Genomic DNA, 14,630 nt, shown 5'->3' on the forward strand with positions numbered 1-14,630 from the left:
GGGCAAAGAAAAGCCCCGGCAAGGCGGGGCGCGGGTGGGGCTATTCAGCCGGCCACGGATAACTGGCCTGGATCTCTGCAAAGCGCTGCAGGCCGGCCAGCTTGGCCGCCTCGGCCACCTCGGCACGACCCAGCAGGCCCTCGCGCTGCGCTTCGGCAAAGAAGCGGTCCGAGCCGGTCAACGGGTTGGCATACGCTGCCAGGCGCAGCGCTTCCACCTGCGCGCGGGTGCGCGGCGTCAGCGGTGGATTGAGGTGCGCATAGAGCTGCGCGTCATTCATCGGCTCAAGGTCTTCGGTGATAAACCCGTCGTCCGAGCCATCGGCCGCAAAGCTGTAAACAGCGCCGGTAGTTTTACTGGTGTAATACTTCATCATCGCAGTTCAGCCCATGTGGTAATTGCGTCGTTGGTGTCGTCCCGAGTGAGCTGATACAGCCCGCCCGGCGGCACGATGCCATACAGCGTGGTCTGGCTGCCGCCGCTCATGTAAGCGTTGCCGACCAGCACCCCGCCCACATACAAACGCGCCGACAGGTTGCCCGCGCCGCCCGCCGTATCGCGAACGCCGACTGCCAGCATGATCGGCTTGCCAGAGCTGTTGGTGTAGTTGGTGGCCCAGGTCCGGCTGCCGGTGAGGTCCTGCCAGGTCTGCCCCACCCCTAGCGATGACTGATTCGAGGGGGTCACCAGCTCTTGCTCCTGCCAGCTTGTGCCGTCGAAGGTACGGATAGCGATACGCCCTCGATTAGCCCCAAGGCCGGTAATGACCTGGGTGCAGTAGCTCGCACCGCCCGTCACGTCGACCGAATGCCGTCCTTGCGCCCAGCCACTGGGCAGCCCTACAAGACCAGAGCCCGGCGTGATGTACTTGCCGCCGAGCAGGTACTTGTTCAAGTCGGTTTCCGTCGAGACGTGCTGGCCGCCGATCCCGTAGTCACCGAACCGCAGGCCCGTGCTCCAGAGCGTCCACGTTGCCCCGCCGTCATTACTGCCGCGCCAGGTCAGGTAGTTGTCGCGCACGTTGTGCTGAATCTGGCCGACAGCGGACCCGCCTCGACAGAACACCAACAGCGGCGAATACAGGTCGGCGAAGTTAATCGCGCCCGCGCCGCCGGCGCTGTAGAAGCCCGTCGTAACCGCGCTGTTGGCGTTCATCACCAACGCCGGCGAGGTCTGGCCCAGCCCCCACCCCACATTGGCCACAAAGTCGCTCAGCAGCTTCGCCCAAGGTTGGGCGTCTGTGATGCCGTAGCCGGCCAGCGTTGTGGCTTTCGCCGCCTTTCCGGCAAGGGCATTGGTCATGGTGGTGGCAAAGTTCGGATCGTTACCCAGCGCCGCCGCCAGCTCGTTGAGCGTGTCCAGGGCGCCGGGCGCACTGGCGATCAGCGCCCGGACCGCCGCCCCCACAAAGGCCGTGGTGGCCAGCTGGGTGGAATCGGTCCCAGCCGGCGCGGTGGGCGCCTTCGGAACGTCGGTAAAGACTGGGCTGGCCAGCGGCGCCTTGCTCGCCAACGCCTGATCGACCTGGGTCTTGGTGTACACGTCGGTCAGGCCGTAGCCGTCGACCGTGGTCGGGTTCGTCGCCGCGAGCACTCGGCCGTAACGGTCGACCGTGACGCTACGGTAAGTTCCCGCCGTGACGCCGGTGCGGCCCCAGGCCATTTCGAAGGCCAGCGCGGTGACGCCCAGGGTAATCGGCCCATCCGTGACCAGCTGCCACCCGCTATCGCCGTTGGCCGTACCGCGCTCCACATGCACCAGCAGCCCCGGCGTAACCTTGGCACTGGTGTCCGCATCGCTGCAGCGGGCCCATGCGCCCACGGCCGCGACATACAGCCCGTTGTCCTTGGCGGCGGCCTGGCTCCTGACCAGCACCCGCGCACCGGCGTCCAACACCACGCCGTCAACCGTCTGCAGGCCGCTCAGGGTGATGGGGCCAGTGGTCGCGACGACGACCGAATGCTTGAAGTCCTGGCGGGCCAGTTCCTCGCTCACCCACTCTCGAGTAGCCAACACAACGCTAGGGTCGATCTTGAGTTGCACGCTACTGGCACTGCTCACCACCAGATTCATGCGCACTACCTGGGTACGGCCCGAGCCCTGGGACAGCAGCGGCTTGTAGGTCGGCGCGCAGTTGGCCACCGCGATCAGGTCGCCGTCGGCGTCGTACAAGCCGATTTCGCGAATCCAGCGGCCGCCCACGTCGGCCGGAATGACCTGCTCGGCAACGATGATCGAGGCGTCTTTGTCGTCCACCTTCAACTGATTCAGCGGCGCCCGGCGCCACTCGTTGACCAGGCTGGTTTGGGTGGCATTGGGGGTCGGGTCGGTGCCGTTGGCATCGCCCACGCCCATCTGGGTGATTTTCCACGGGATACCCAGGGCATCCGCATTGGCCTGCTTCGCCGCCCCCACGTTCGTGAGGATGGCGTAAAACTGTGAATTCTGATCAACCATGTGCAATGTCCAAGGTATCAATTGTGTGTTCGCGGCCACCGCGCCCTACCGCGCCCGTCACCACAATGTCGCGCTGCATCGGTGGGTACACGTCGAGCACGTCGCCGTCGCTGATCGACGCGCCGACATACACGTTGCCCCGCGTTTCCAGGCTGATTTCCAGGCCGACCATGGTCCGACTGACCGGCTTGGCGTCATCGAGCAGGGCACTCAGCTCGCGGTACACCTCATCGCTGATGCCGCTGTCGGATACCCCCACCTTGAGGGCGAAGGTGCCGGGCACGCCCTCGGGCTGCATCTTCCACCACTCCACCACCTCGATCAGGTAGCCGAACGGCTCCACCACGCGGCGCAGCGCGCCGATGGTTCCCTTGTGGGCATGGATGTAGAACGCCGAGCGGATGACCGAACGCTTGACCGCCTCGGACCAACTGCCGTCCCAGCGATCCACCGACCACGCCCAGGCCAGATACGGCAGCAGGCGCACAGGGCAGGTGTCCGGGTTGTAGAGGGTGCGCAGCAGTACGGCGGTGCCCTCCGCGGTTGCCGCCTCCATGGCGCGCTCAAGCGGGGTGCTGTTGAGCGGCAACAAGGTCGTCATGTCAGGAACCCCGCGTTACGGTAACGCCCGTACACCAAGCCGCCTGGGCCTTGCTCGGGCGCACGTCCTGCCACCCCGGCACCTCGACGCGACTGACGCCCCCGATATGCAACTGCGCGTCAATCGCCGACCGCGCCACCTCGACACCGAGGCGCCGACGCGGGTTGATCCAAGCCTTTAGGCGGCGCTCGCACTCGGCCAGCACCGCCTCGCTCTCCGGCCCGGTACCGGACATGTGCAACACCGCGTCGATTCGGTAGTTCAACACCTCGGCGCTGCGCACGTTCACCCGATCCGCCACCGGCCGGCGGTCGTCGTCGTTGAGGTAGACGGCCACCTCGGCCAGCAGCGCCGGCCCAGCTGCGCCGTCACCCTCCAGGGACAGCACGGTCACGTCGACCACCGCCGGCGACGGGCTTTCGGCCGTCGCGTCGGCCACCAGGCCAGAGGCGTTACGCGCGTGCAGGATGTAGCTGTTACGCGGGCCGGCCGTGGTCAGCCCTTCATAGACCAGCTGCACCCGCTCGCGCAGGGCGTCGTCGGACTCCAGCACCGCCGGCACCGGCGGCACCGCTTGCCGGTCTTCGGCCTGGATCACCAGGCGCTGCAACGCCACGTTGGCCGCCAACTGGTCAAGGTCGGCGCCGACGGCATAGGCCAGCAACAGCGCCTTGGCTGCGTCATTGACCCGCGCCCGGTAGGCCAAGCGCCGATAGGCGCCCAGCTCCAGCAGCTTGGTTACAGGGTCGCTTTCCAGCGGCGCCGACCAGTTGTCGCCCATCGAATCGCGAAACTTCGTCAGGTCGTCTTGGTACAACTCTTCAAAGTCCAGGTCTTCCAGCACCTGGGGCGCCGGCAAGGACGCTAAATCGACAGTGCTCATGCACTCACCTCCAGCACCACGTCATCGCCCAGGTAAGCCCCGCTCAACGCCAAGGTGACTTGGCCGTCGAGCACCGCCATCACCCGCACCAGCTCAAGCCGTAGGCGCGGCTCCCAACGTCCCAGGGCGCGGGCCACCTCGGCCTGCACCGCGCTTTTCCAGCCCTCATTGATGGGCAGGTCGACGTAACGGCGCAGGTTGCTGCCGTACTCCGGCCGCATGCGGCGACTGCCTACTGGGGTCGTCAGAATGTCCTCGATGGACTGCCGCAAATGCGTCACGCCGGATATCGGCAGCCCCGTGCGGCGATCCATTCCGATCATGGGGTTACTCCAGGCGCTCGAACTCGGGGTGCTGGTCGAGGCACGCCAGCGCCTCCTCGTCATCGCTCTTGACCTCCACACGGGCACCCACCACCTGCAGCGTGCGCATGCTGTCGGTATGCACGGTGCGCCGGCTGTAGCACTTGTCGAGGTATGTAACTGTCACCGGCGCGGCGTCCGCGCCCTCGGCTTTTTTGGTCGCCATAGAATCCTCCAGGCAAGAAAAAGCCCGCTCGGGGCGGGCTGTCAGTGTTTGTGGTTGGCGGTGTTGCCGGCGGTATCGATGATCCGGCCGCCGCCGTTGATATCGCCCGTTACGCGTAACGGGCCGTCGATTTGCACCTGGCCCGCCAGCGTGATAGTGGCGGCCGTCACCGTCACGCTGCTGGCCTGCACCGTGGCATTGACCGTCTTGGCGGTGATCGCGTCGTCGGTCAATACCGCCTCGGTGCCGCCCACCTTGACCGTGGCCGTGCCGCTGGGCAGGGTGATGGTGTAGCTCTTGGCCTGCCAGTCGTAGACCAGCGAGCCGCCATCATCGAAGCGCCAGACCTCCACATGGTCGCGGTTGTCCGGCGCCGGCCCGGCGTTGCCGTACAGGCCTGGCACGAAGGTGCCCAGGGCGGGGTTGCCGCTCGGGCTGACCAACACCCCCTGTTCGCCCAGGCTCGGCGAACGCCAGTGGCGGGCCTTGCCAGCGGCCAGGGCGTGCCAGCGGACCCAGGCGCTTGTCCAGCCGGCGCCATCGGACACCCGCACGCGGGCGGCGGCCAGGTCGACCGCCACCACCACGCACGGAATCGCCAGGCCGGCCAACATGCGGTCGTGTTCGGCTGTTGCGTAACTCATTGCAGACCCTCCGGCTCGACCCGCTCAGCATCAGGGCCGACAGCGAACACCAGCGAGCCGGGCGGCTCGTCGGCCCAGGGCCATGCCGTGTCGCCCAGGTACACGTCCTGCCGCCACAGAACCGACCAGCCCACGCAACGGGCCAACTCCGGCACGAACTCCGACGGCATGGCCTGCACGTCCTTGGCGTGGTCGACAAAATCCACGTCCCAATACTGTTCATCTAGCACCTGCATCAGCTTGCCCGCCAGAATCGCCGCCTGCAGCGGCGCCATGGCACGGGCCGACTCCAGCAGTATCAGGGCTTCAAACGTTACCGTAACGCACAAGCGGCCATCCCCCGGCTTAGTGCCGGGGGCAAAGCCTGTTGCGGCATACAGCAGCGCCGGCAGCTCAATGCCCTCCCTGATCAGCTTCGGGTATGCCTCGATATGCTCGAACTGCGGTAGCCCGGCCTGCAGGGTGGCGGTGATCGCGTCATGCAGCACCCGCAACTCACTGGGCACCACCTGGGGCGCCTCAGAGGATGTCGGCTGTTCGTTCATGGTCCAACTCCAGTACCAGGGCGACCATGCCGTCACCGGCGGCTGCCTGACGCACCACGCGATAGCGGCCGCCACCGTCAGACGGCGGCAGCTTGATGGTCAACTTCGCGCCCCTGGGCAACCGTGCCGCGACCTCATGCGTCACGTTGAAGCGCGGTTCGTCCAGCTCGGCCGCATCGATCCCGGAGGCCAGACGCTTGCTACTGCCGCTGCCGCCCTGCGCCTGGGGATCGAGGGACGGGTTTTCAAACGTGCCCTTGACCTCGCTGCCGTCCTCCAAATCCGCGCAGTCACCCACGCGAGTCAGGATGCGATTCGTCAGGCCGGCCATGCGCTCGCGAAAGCTGCCGCCCATGATCATTGGACGATCAGCACAGATGCGGCGCCGTTGACTACATCGCTGGTCAATTTGCCATAGGGCAGGGAGTTGGCCGTGTCAGGCGCCACCAGCTGGCCGTCCAGCACACTGACCTTGGCGCCGGCCTTCATTCCAGCGGCCGCCGGGGCATCCCACTCGCCGTCGGTGTGGTAGGTGATGATTGCGCCCTTGGAGCCGCTTTGCAGCGGCATCACCGCCAGGGCGCCAATCACCTGCGGGATACCCGCAACAGAACCGCCGGTCGGCGCCGGCATGGTCACGGTCTTACCCGAGCTTACGTAATTGGTGCTCATCCAGTTTTCTCCTATCCAGAAACAACAAACCCCGCTCTAGGCGGGGTGTTCGGGGACGCAACGGGCGATCAATTCGCGCCGGTCGACTTGTTCAGGCCGCGCGCATCGAGCGCCGACACACCCGCATCGATACGCACCTTGGTGGCGATACCGTCGCTGGTGAAGCCCTCTTTCGTCTCGAAGTACGGTTCTTCAACACCATCCAAATAGGCCACTTCCACGGTATCGGAGCCCAGCTTGGCGGCTTGGTAGTACGCCGACGAAGAATTGGCATCCAGCCGCGGCTCGGCAATCACCTTGGCGAAGTTACGGATAGGGTTGTCGATACCGGCGTTGGTATCGGTACCGGGCGCCGAGGCCGAACGGATAATCTGATTGGCCATGTCCTCCAGGGCCACCGGGCACAACACGAACGCCGGCTGAATGTTCAGCGGTCGCGCCTTCTGCCCCTTGGCCACGGTCGCCGGCTGCAAGCGCATTGCGGTCTTGGCAGCGCTCAGCGCAGCCAGTGACAACTTGGAGCCAGCAGTAAACAGGTTGTTACGCGTGGCGTCGAACAGGGCCTTGCCGTCCGCCATTTTCGGGTTGTCGGTCAGGATGGCATACACCAGATCCCCGATGGTCGCCCGCGCCGCCTCACCCATCAGTTTGGGGATTCGGGTCAGTGCATCGAGATCGTCGTTGATGATCGCGGTACGGTCGATGGTGAACAGCTCGCCATAGGTGGCCAACTGAATGACCGCCCCGGAATCACCGATGGTGATGTGTTTGTACTCTGCACCCGGGCGCACCTCGCGCAACGACGAGAACGAGCCCAGGCCGACACGGTTAGTCGGCTTGAAGTCACTGAGGCGTCCTTTTTTGGTCCACAGGTGATAGGTTTCATCGGCATTTTCCCAGCCCTCCAGCAGCGACTTGCGCGAGGCGTCCATCAGGATGTTGCCGAAATCGCTGGAGCTGTGCGTGAAGGCCAAGCCCACCATGTCCATGATGTTCAGGGTCGAGACGCCAATGCCGCGCTCCTGCAGCGAAGCGCGGGCCAGCTCGCGCATGGTCATGTTGTTGAACCGGTTGTCGGCCTGCATTTCTGCAACACCCACCCGCGCATACAGCGAGGCGCGCACCGAATCGCCGACGATGTTGCCGTTGGTGACGTGGCCAGGGTGGCGCACACTGCCGGTCGGCGTGGTGCCCTGGCCGATGGCAGCCAGCAACTTGGCATTGGCCTGCTCGACGGTGCAGGCGGTGTCGGTCAGGCAGGTGTCGCGCAGCGACTCGTGGCCGGCGAACGGCGCGAAAGCGGCATGAATCGCCGTGCGGCGCACACCATCAGCGGCCAGGGTCTGGGCGGCGATCTGCTCGGGGGTCAGGGTTGCCGGCGCCGGCGGCTGGGCGGCGGGCGGCGGCACGACCGTGGTCGAGCCCTGCGGGGCGGTGAACATCTGGAACGCGGCTTGCGGCATCTTAGTAAAGTCCTTCATGCGATTGGAGTTGATCTTGCCGAACGCTTCGACGGGTTCGAGCAGAACGTCAGCGAAGCCCAAGGTCACCGCCTCGGCCCCCAACATCCAGGTTTCTTCTTTCAGCAGCGCCTCGATTTCCTCGGTGCTCTTACCGGTCTTGCTTGTGTACGCCTCCAGCATGCTGCTGCCGAACATGTCGAGGACTTCGGCGTACTTGCGCATTGCCTCGGCATTGCCGCCCTGGATGCCCCAGGGCATATGCACCATCATCATGGCGTTGCTCGGCATGCGCAGCTCATCACAGGCCATCGCCACCACGCTGCCCATGCTCGCGGCCAGCCCCATGACGGTGCCGACCTTGCGGGCCTTGTGATGCTTGAGCAGGTTGTACATCGCCATGCCTTCGAACACGGCCCCGCCTGGCGAGTTGATGCGCAAATTGATCTGTGACACGTCACCGATTGCCCGCAGGTCATTGGCGAACTGCTGCGCGGTGACACCGCCGTTGCCGATATCGCCGAAAATATCCACGTCGGCCGTGCCGCGCGTGGCGCCGGCCTGGATGGTGTACCAGCTGTCGGCGCCGTTACTCGTCGTCGCCACCGACCCCTGCGGCACCAGCAGCATCGGCGGGTCTGTTCTTGTCGGGTGTAGGTTCATTGGGTTGTCTCGCCCCATAGGTTGAGTGGTAGTAATCCGAGCTGAACACCAGCCCGGCCTCGCGGTTGGCCGCAATCTCTGCAATGCGGGACGCCTTAAGCTCCGACGGGTTGCGCTGCCGCGACCGCGCCACTTCGGCCTCGTCGGCATAGCCGGCCTTGACCAAAATTTCCCAGGCGGTCGCCTCATGCACCGGGTTGATCCAGGGCATGACCGGCCCCTGATAGAACGCGCCATAGATGGTCTGCGGGTTGACCTCGGGCGGCACCTTGAGGCGCCCCGTCATGACAGCCACGCGCAACCAGCCGCGATACGTCGGGCGGCACCAGTAGTCGATGAATTCGTGCTGCAGCAGGTCGTAACCCAGCTGCCCCTCGACCAGCTCCTGACGCTGCGACGAGTAGGTGCCGTCGTAGCTGCGGGCCACGCTGGAATAGGTGCTGCGCGCACCGGCGGCCACCGCCTTTAGCTGGCCATTGCGGAAGCCCTCAAGGAACGGGTTCGGCCGGTTGCTCTCGATGGTCCCGATTTCCTCGCCGGGTAGCAGGTTGTCGAACACCATCCCCGGCGCAAACGGAAAGGTCCGCTGCGCCTGTGTCGCACCCTTGCCGGGCAGCACGTAATCGTCGGGGGTGCCCTTTTTGACGTACATGGCCAACGCCGCACTGATGCGCGCCGCGACACGCTCGCTTTCCTCGTAATCCTTGATATCGGCCAAGCGGGTGATAACAGCGTGCAGCAGTGGCACCCCCCGGTTTTGGCCGATCCGCTTACGGTAGGCAATGTGAATCATCTGCTCGGCCGGCACGCGCTTGGTGTTGCCCGCAAAACTGAGCGCGCCCATGCTGCCGGGGTGAACCTTGAGCAGGTGATACGCCTTTACCCGCCGCCACGCGTTGCGCTCGACGCCCTGGACAATGCCCTTGTCGTAATCGACGTAATCCACCGGCAGAAAGTCCGGCTCCAGCAGCTCCAGGGCATACGGCACGTCCGTCAGGTAGTCATACCCAGGCACCGGCCCCATCAGTTGCTGCGCCAGGGCCTCGCCATCACGCAGCCAGGTCCGGCACACCAGGCGCTCGACCTGCGGTCGGGTCAGCTCGCCGGACACCTCGGGCTTGAGCGACCATTCCGCCCAGCCCGCCTTGATCTGCGCGGCGAACTCGGTATGCACCGTGCCGTCGTAGCGCAAGGGCAGCGGCTCGACCGCAATGCCGGGGCCGCCCACCACGCGTTCCTCCAAGCGGTCATAGACGCCAGTGACGATATCGTGGTTTTCGTCCAGGGCGCGGCACTGCTCGCGCAGCGACTTAAGCGACGGATGCAAGGCCGCGTCAGCGCTGCGGGTCTCCTTGGCCGCCTTGTGCGTGCGCGACGGCCTGGCCGCCTCGTAGGCCATGATGGCGTAGCGGGCGCGCATGCGCTTTTCCGCCAGGCCTGGGAAGAACGGCGCAATGCTGCGGTCCAACAGGTTGCCAATCATCCCCCGAACGACGCCAGGGAATGCCCCGAGCGTCCTCCGCGCGCCTCGGCCGAAGCCCGCCGCTCCCACTCCAGCCGGCCGGCGCGGATCTGCGGCAGTTCAGCCATCGTCACCCGACGGCCGCCCAGCTGCACATCCTTGCCGCCCTGGAGTAGATCGGCCTCGGCCTGCAGGTAGATATCCACCATTTCCTGCGCATTTATCGCAGCCATCCGCTTGCTCCCGAGTCAAACCAGCCGGTCGCGGCTGGCTGGGTTTCTGGTGCCGGTGCTGGCAGCGCCTCGGGCGCCGATGCAGCAGCCGGTGACGACGCCACCGGAACCTCGGGGGCGTCGTCTTCGTCGTGTTCTTCCACTTCCCACACCCCGGTTTCGGGGTTCTGGCTGGCCAACAGGTCGAGGTCCAGGCCGAACCGCTGCTGACTGATGCGCAGTGCCGCCAGGGCGTACACGGCGCAGTCGAGCGCTTCGTTACGCCGGCCGCCGGCATCCCAGCGCATGACCCGACGCCCCTTGATGACCACCCACTTCTTGCGTTCGCTGGTCAACTGCTGCAGTTCGTTGTCGTCGCAAATCGCGTCGTCCGCCGGCAGGTGCAGGCAGCCAGGTACCGGGCGAGGCCCGTCCGGCTGGAGCTTAAGGCGGCCATACAGCAGCTCCTTGGCGTTGTCGGTACCGACCTCGGTCAAGTAGACCTTGCTGCGCTTGTCCTTCTTGCGCGGGAAGTTGGCGATGGGCTTGCCGTAGGTGCTAGCCCCAAAAATCGGAATCACCCATTGCACGCCGTGCTTGCGGCTCTCGGCGCGCACCTCGTCCGAGTAGTGGCCGCCCGAGTCCCAGCACCAACGCTCCACGCGCATGACCGTGCCGTCGGCGCGCGTGAAATGGCGATGCAGCTCGCGGCCGACCTTGCGCCGTAGCTCGATGCTGGCCGGGTCGCCCGTGAGGATGAACCGGTGAACCAACCAGGCCTCTTCGCCGGCACCGTAGGCCCACACCCGCCCCTCGTAGCGGTCGTCCTGGGTGTCGATACCGCCGAACAACGCCACCGCCCTGGCCGGCACCTGGCCGAACGTCTCGCGGCGGTCGCGCAGCTGCTCCCAATCGAGCTTTTCGCTTTGGTCTTCCTCCCACACCTCGCCCAACGTGGTGTTGACGAAGGTTTTCAGCTTGCCCCGGTCCTTGCCGACCTTAACGAAGTCGGTCGCGACATCCGCCCAGGTGGTGAACGTTGAATAACCGGTCCAGACGCTGAACGTGACCGAGCGCGGCGTCACAGTCGGCTCGCCGGCGGAGTCGAACCACTCCATGCTGTCGCGGGTCCAGATGCCCGAGCGCTCACACACCCAGCGCCCGGTGGCCTCGGCCGCCTCGACCATCTGGTGATACTCGAACGTCCCCCCCTGGCAGTGCGGGCACAAGTACCAGGCGGCCTCGACTTCCTCGCGTTCATTGAGCCGCCACTTAACGCCGAACGGCTCATCCTTGCCGCCCCACTGCAACACCAGCTCAGCGCCGCAGCAGGGCGCTTTGATGTTGAAACGCAGGTCGTGCGGCGACTCGATGGCGGCGCGGGTGATCTGGCATTTCTCCGCCTCGGTCGGCGTTGACCCGCGAATCGACTTCTTGAAGGTGGCCCCCTCCAGGCGCTTGTCGCCCAGGAACGTGGGTGCGCCCTCGCCCTCGATATCCTCGTCAAATTTCGACAGCTCGTCGTAAATGACCGTGTCCGGGCTTTTCTCCCGGTAGTTGCGCGCCGCCTTGCCACCCAGGCACCAGAGCATCTTGCGGTTGGCGAAGCACTTGGCCTCCAGGGTGTTGTCGCGGTGCTTCATGCCGTACCAGGGCGCCAGATCGAGCACCACCGGCACATCGCGAATCATGCCCTCGATATGCCGTTTCATGACACCGGCGGCGTCCCCCTCGGTCGGGCAGTACATCAGCACGTTGCGTTTCTTGTGCTGGATCAGATAGCCGATAAACGCCATCAGCATCTTGGTGTAACCGAGGCGTGCCGACTTCACGAAGTTGACTTCGCGAATCAGGTCATTGCCCATCGCGTTGAGGATGGCCACCTGAAACGGCGCCGTCGTCCAACGCCCTTCCTGATAGGAGGACTCCGACGACAGGTAGAAATGCTTGTCCGCCCACTCGACCACGGTCATGGGCGGCTCTTTGAACAAAGCCGACAGGCCCACGCGCACCGCGTTAGCCAGCGTCGTCATCCAGGGTTGAAAGGAACTCATCGAGAATCTCCGGCAAACGCTCGTGCAAGCTGGCCGCTTCGTTACGCGTAACGGCCACCTCGCGCTGCACCGCCTCAAGGTGGCGGGTTTCGATATCGGGATGCTTGCGCTTGACCTTGGTATGCACGGTGTCGAGGGTCGAACCGATCAAACTGGTCAGGCGCCCAAAGGCAAAGGTCATGAAATCGACCGGCACCAGGTGGCGCCGCTTGACCTCATTTCGCATCGCCTGGGCGTCGGCCTGCTCCCTGGTTAGGCGCAGGCGCTCTTGCAAAAGCTTCTGCTCCGCATGCGGGTCCAGGTCGTCAAAGCCAAGTTGTTCTTTCCCCGCTTGGTGCTGCAGGCGGTTATCCACCACCGAACGAACGTCGTAAAACGACTCTCGGCCGATCTTCTGGACCGGCTCGACGCCCCATTTGTCAAAGGCTTGAACCGAAATCCCGAGGCTTTCGGCCATGCGTTTTTTGTTCAGCCAATACGGCTGTCGGGTAATCGTTGGATTTGTCATGGACTAAACAACAACCAACCTCCGAATTTGGGTCATACATAGCGAAAGAGCGGGGCCCGAATTACCCCCTAGCCCCGGTGGGTCCGGGAGGACCCGTTGACGGGGGGGAGGGGGTGGGTGCCGGGGCCTGGCCGCGCCTCGCGCGACCTCACTTCGCGGTCAGGATCGCCTCGCGCAGGGCGTTGGCCAGCTCGGCTTGACCATGCGCCTTGGCGATGTTCTCGCCGATCTTGAAGAACGGGAGAATGACGCGGTATTGCGGCGCGCCTTCGGTGTAGAGGAACACCGGAGCCACCTGCTTACGCGCCTTGCGCTCCCACACACCAGTGTCGTCACCAATCGTGCCGACGAAATAGCGCTCGGCATTACCCTTGCGCTTACTACGCTTGCTGTCCGTGGCGTTGGCCTTGTGCCCTCGCTTACTCTCAGCAGCGCCAAGGCCCGACAGGATGCGAGTCATCACGCCACGCGAGACGTTGCCGTATTGGTTCAACAGGTCAGCATTGGGCACGGCGTACTGCCCGGCCTTCATCAGCCCGTGAGCAATAAGCGACTTCTCGAAACGCTTATGCGGCCGGGCGCCGCCCTGGACGGCCTGCTGTAGGTACGTGTCAGCCGGAATGCCCGTGGTCCAAGAGTCCTTGAACCAGACTTTCGCGCCGCGACTCTTGGTCGCCGACTGATAGAACAGGCTGCGCATGGTGGTGGGCGTCGGCCGATCCAGGCGCTTACCCACAACCTCAGCAATGCCAGGCTTGATGCGATCCCTGGCCAACCGCGTCTGCGCGAGCACCAGGGCGAACGGGATTTGCTTTCGCTGAATGTCCGAGATTTCACGCGCCAAAGGCACGCTGTCGATATCAAGTTTCAGGTCCAGCATGCGCGATCACCAGGCCCCGAGGCACTGGGCTGTCACACCAATCCCGACCACCAGGCCAAGCGCGAACACTCCCACCAACAACCACGCCCCGCGACTAGGCGGCGCCGAATAGCAGCGCATAGGCGGCGGCGCCGGAATAGCCTTAGCCACCACATCGCGAAAACTGGCGACCATCGCGCCAGTATTCACCGCCGTTCCACGGGGCGACGAGATGGCCACCGAAATACCGCCGTCGATCAGCCGTAAGGTGTCGCCATCATCAATCATGCTATCCGCACGCATGCGATAGCCCGAACGGCGCTGCTGATCCCAAAGGATGAACTCGGGTTTATTCTGCTCGGTCACTGCATCACCTCGTTACGCGTAACGGCAGCAACGGCGCCGCCCTCAATATGAGCCGCCAACCCGAAGGCCAGCAGCACCAACAACACATTGACCCAGGGCCGGCTCACTGACCGGCACCCGACTTAGGCAGGCGCGCATCAGCGATGCGATCAACCCAGCCGCCAATCTTCTTGACACCGACGAACCCAATCCAAATGCCGGCCGGCTGGGCCAAGTAAGCCGGCCAGCTCATGAACTCAAGGCCCCAGGTAAGGCTAAGCGCGATCAATACGCACATAGGCCCCTCGATCAGCACGTCTTTCAGGGTTCCGCCCCGGTACATGATCCGCAGCGCAGCCATGCCAAGAGCCAAGGCACCGGCGATGATGGTTTGCGAGTGCTGGCTTGCGTAGGCAAGCAACAGCACCCAGGTGTCGGGCTTGTCTGGCATGTTTTGCATCTCGGGCACCTCCCGCACCGGGAGAAAGACATAAAAAAGCCCCCGGACCTTGGCGGGCCGGGGGCAATAGGGAATTCTTGGGTAGCCGTGGTAACGCTTCACACGCCACGTTAGCGAGAAAGATAGAGCTAACTGCAAACGCCGTCAACACAAAAAGTGGATAAGAACACGATTCGTGTAAAACCGCTCCGCTGATTACCCGCTGTGACCGGTCACAGCGCTATGGCGCGGTCGAGTTGCGCCCGTTCGCATGCCCCCTCCTTACCCCAAAAGCCGC

Annotated in this window: 18 protein-coding genes; all 18 read right to left on the reverse strand. The window is 64.6% G+C overall.

Annotation, left to right across the window (positions count from 1 at the left end; all coding sequences use genetic code 11):
* Positions 1-40: 40 nt before the first annotated feature.
* Entirely contained in the window at positions 41-373 is a 333-nt protein-coding gene (locus AAHK21_RS26930) for a hypothetical protein (protein ID WP_367859082.1), read from the reverse strand.
* Complete coding sequence (locus AAHK21_RS26935; RefSeq protein WP_367859083.1) at positions 373-2,457, reverse strand: phage tail protein; 2,085 nt, start codon at positions 2,455-2,457, stop codon at positions 373-375. The genes AAHK21_RS26930 and AAHK21_RS26935 overlap by 1 nt, the downstream gene beginning before the upstream one ends.
* The gene (locus AAHK21_RS26940; protein WP_367859084.1) at positions 2,450-3,058 is read right to left on the reverse strand and encodes a phage tail protein I; all 609 of its coding nucleotides are present in this window, start codon (positions 3,056-3,058) and stop codon (positions 2,450-2,452) included. The genes AAHK21_RS26935 and AAHK21_RS26940 overlap by 8 nt, the downstream gene beginning before the upstream one ends.
* Before the next feature lies 1 nt (position 3,059).
* Positions 3,060-3,941: a baseplate J/gp47 family protein gene (locus AAHK21_RS26945; RefSeq protein ID WP_367859085.1), complete on the reverse strand. Its 882-nt coding sequence runs from the start codon at positions 3,939-3,941 to the stop codon at positions 3,060-3,062.
* Positions 3,938-4,264 carry a GPW/gp25 family protein gene (locus AAHK21_RS26950; RefSeq protein ID WP_367859086.1) on the reverse strand — a complete coding sequence of 109 codons (327 nt, stop codon included), beginning with the start codon at positions 4,262-4,264 and terminating at the stop codon, positions 3,938-3,940. Before AAHK21_RS26950 ends, AAHK21_RS26945 begins: the two co-directional genes overlap by 4 nt.
* A gap of 4 nt (positions 4,265-4,268) precedes the next feature.
* Positions 4,269-4,469, reverse strand: coding sequence for a hypothetical protein (locus AAHK21_RS26955; protein WP_367859087.1), 201 nt, complete (start codon positions 4,467-4,469; stop codon positions 4,269-4,271).
* A 41-nt stretch (positions 4,470-4,510) separates the two neighbouring features.
* Positions 4,511-5,113: a phage baseplate assembly protein V gene (locus AAHK21_RS26960; protein WP_367859088.1), complete on the reverse strand. Its 603-nt coding sequence runs from the start codon at positions 5,111-5,113 to the stop codon at positions 4,511-4,513.
* On the reverse strand, positions 5,110-5,658 hold the full coding sequence (locus AAHK21_RS26965) for a hypothetical protein (RefSeq protein WP_367859089.1): 549 nt from the start codon (positions 5,656-5,658) through the stop codon (positions 5,110-5,112). Before AAHK21_RS26965 ends, AAHK21_RS26960 begins: the two co-directional genes overlap by 4 nt.
* On the reverse strand, positions 5,633-6,019 hold the full coding sequence (locus AAHK21_RS26970) for a hypothetical protein (RefSeq protein WP_367859090.1): 387 nt from the start codon (positions 6,017-6,019) through the stop codon (positions 5,633-5,635). Before AAHK21_RS26970 ends, AAHK21_RS26965 begins: the two co-directional genes overlap by 26 nt.
* Positions 6,016-6,330, reverse strand: coding sequence for a hypothetical protein (locus AAHK21_RS26975; RefSeq protein ID WP_367859091.1), 315 nt, complete (start codon positions 6,328-6,330; stop codon positions 6,016-6,018). Before AAHK21_RS26975 ends, AAHK21_RS26970 begins: the two co-directional genes overlap by 4 nt.
* Before the next feature lie 68 nt (positions 6,331-6,398).
* On the reverse strand, positions 6,399-8,453 hold the full coding sequence (locus tag AAHK21_RS26980; RefSeq protein WP_367859092.1) for a ClpP-like prohead protease/major capsid protein fusion protein: 2,055 nt from the start codon (positions 8,451-8,453) through the stop codon (positions 6,399-6,401).
* Entirely contained in the window at positions 8,380-9,936 is a 1,557-nt protein-coding gene (locus AAHK21_RS26985; RefSeq protein ID WP_367859093.1) for a phage portal protein, read from the reverse strand. Before AAHK21_RS26985 ends, AAHK21_RS26980 begins: the two co-directional genes overlap by 74 nt.
* Positions 9,933-10,148 (reverse strand): primosomal replication protein PriB/PriC domain protein, encoded by a 216-nt coding sequence (locus AAHK21_RS26990; RefSeq protein WP_367859094.1) that lies wholly within the window; start codon positions 10,146-10,148, stop codon positions 9,933-9,935. Before AAHK21_RS26990 ends, AAHK21_RS26985 begins: the two co-directional genes overlap by 4 nt.
* Positions 10,136-12,181 carry a phage terminase large subunit family protein gene (locus AAHK21_RS26995; RefSeq protein ID WP_367859095.1) on the reverse strand — a complete coding sequence of 682 codons (2,046 nt, stop codon included), beginning with the start codon at positions 12,179-12,181 and terminating at the stop codon, positions 10,136-10,138. The genes AAHK21_RS26990 and AAHK21_RS26995 overlap by 13 nt, the downstream gene beginning before the upstream one ends.
* Positions 12,144-12,689, reverse strand: a complete 546-nt coding sequence (locus tag AAHK21_RS27000; RefSeq protein ID WP_367859096.1) for a terminase small subunit — start codon at positions 12,687-12,689, stop codon at positions 12,144-12,146. The genes AAHK21_RS26995 and AAHK21_RS27000 overlap by 38 nt, the downstream gene beginning before the upstream one ends.
* Before the next feature lie 148 nt (positions 12,690-12,837).
* Complete coding sequence (locus AAHK21_RS27005; RefSeq protein WP_367859097.1) at positions 12,838-13,569, reverse strand: hypothetical protein; 732 nt, start codon at positions 13,567-13,569, stop codon at positions 12,838-12,840.
* A gap of 6 nt (positions 13,570-13,575) precedes the next feature.
* On the reverse strand, positions 13,576-13,914 hold the full coding sequence (locus tag AAHK21_RS27010; protein WP_367859098.1) for a hypothetical protein: 339 nt from the start codon (positions 13,912-13,914) through the stop codon (positions 13,576-13,578).
* A 103-nt stretch (positions 13,915-14,017) separates the two neighbouring features.
* Positions 14,018-14,455, reverse strand: a complete 438-nt coding sequence (locus AAHK21_RS27015) for a phage holin, lambda family (protein ID WP_332108675.1) — start codon at positions 14,453-14,455, stop codon at positions 14,018-14,020.
* Between the last annotated feature and the right edge of the window lie 175 nt (positions 14,456-14,630).

This window comes from Pseudomonas sp. TE50-2, assembly GCF_040813665.1.
Lineage (GTDB): Bacteria > Pseudomonadota > Gammaproteobacteria > Pseudomonadales > Pseudomonadaceae > Aquipseudomonas > Aquipseudomonas soli.

Coding starts and splice junctions, on each gene's coding strand:
- AAHK21_RS26930 (WP_367859082.1), bottom strand. CDS start 373: ATGAAGTATTACACCAGTAAAACTACCGGCGCTGTTTACAGCTTTGCG.
- AAHK21_RS26935 (WP_367859083.1), bottom strand. CDS start 2,457: ATGGTTGATCAGAATTCACAGTTTTACGCCATCCTCACGAACGTGGGG.
- AAHK21_RS26940 (WP_367859084.1), bottom strand. CDS start 3,058: ATGACGACCTTGTTGCCGCTCAACAGCACCCCGCTTGAGCGCGCCATG.
- AAHK21_RS26945 (WP_367859085.1), bottom strand. CDS start 3,941: ATGAGCACTGTCGATTTAGCGTCCTTGCCGGCGCCCCAGGTGCTGGAA.
- AAHK21_RS26950 (WP_367859086.1), bottom strand. CDS start 4,264: ATGATCGGAATGGATCGCCGCACGGGGCTGCCGATATCCGGCGTGACG.
- AAHK21_RS26955 (WP_367859087.1), bottom strand. CDS start 4,469: ATGGCGACCAAAAAAGCCGAGGGCGCGGACGCCGCGCCGGTGACAGTT.
- AAHK21_RS26960 (WP_367859088.1), bottom strand. CDS start 5,113: ATGAGTTACGCAACAGCCGAACACGACCGCATGTTGGCCGGCCTGGCG.
- AAHK21_RS26965 (WP_367859089.1), bottom strand. CDS start 5,658: ATGAACGAACAGCCGACATCCTCTGAGGCGCCCCAGGTGGTGCCCAGT.
- AAHK21_RS26970 (WP_367859090.1), bottom strand. CDS start 6,019: ATGATCATGGGCGGCAGCTTTCGCGAGCGCATGGCCGGCCTGACGAAT.
- AAHK21_RS26975 (WP_367859091.1), bottom strand. CDS start 6,330: ATGAGCACCAATTACGTAAGCTCGGGTAAGACCGTGACCATGCCGGCG.
- AAHK21_RS26980 (WP_367859092.1), bottom strand. CDS start 8,453: ATGAACCTACACCCGACAAGAACAGACCCGCCGATGCTGCTGGTGCCG.
- AAHK21_RS26985 (WP_367859093.1), bottom strand. CDS start 9,936: ATGATTGGCAACCTGTTGGACCGCAGCATTGCGCCGTTCTTCCCAGGC.
- AAHK21_RS26990 (WP_367859094.1), bottom strand. CDS start 10,148: ATGGCTGCGATAAATGCGCAGGAAATGGTGGATATCTACCTGCAGGCC.
- AAHK21_RS26995 (WP_367859095.1), bottom strand. CDS start 12,181: ATGAGTTCCTTTCAACCCTGGATGACGACGCTGGCTAACGCGGTGCGC.
- AAHK21_RS27000 (WP_367859096.1), bottom strand. CDS start 12,689: ATGACAAATCCAACGATTACCCGACAGCCGTATTGGCTGAACAAAAAA.
- AAHK21_RS27005 (WP_367859097.1), bottom strand. CDS start 13,569: ATGCTGGACCTGAAACTTGATATCGACAGCGTGCCTTTGGCGCGTGAA.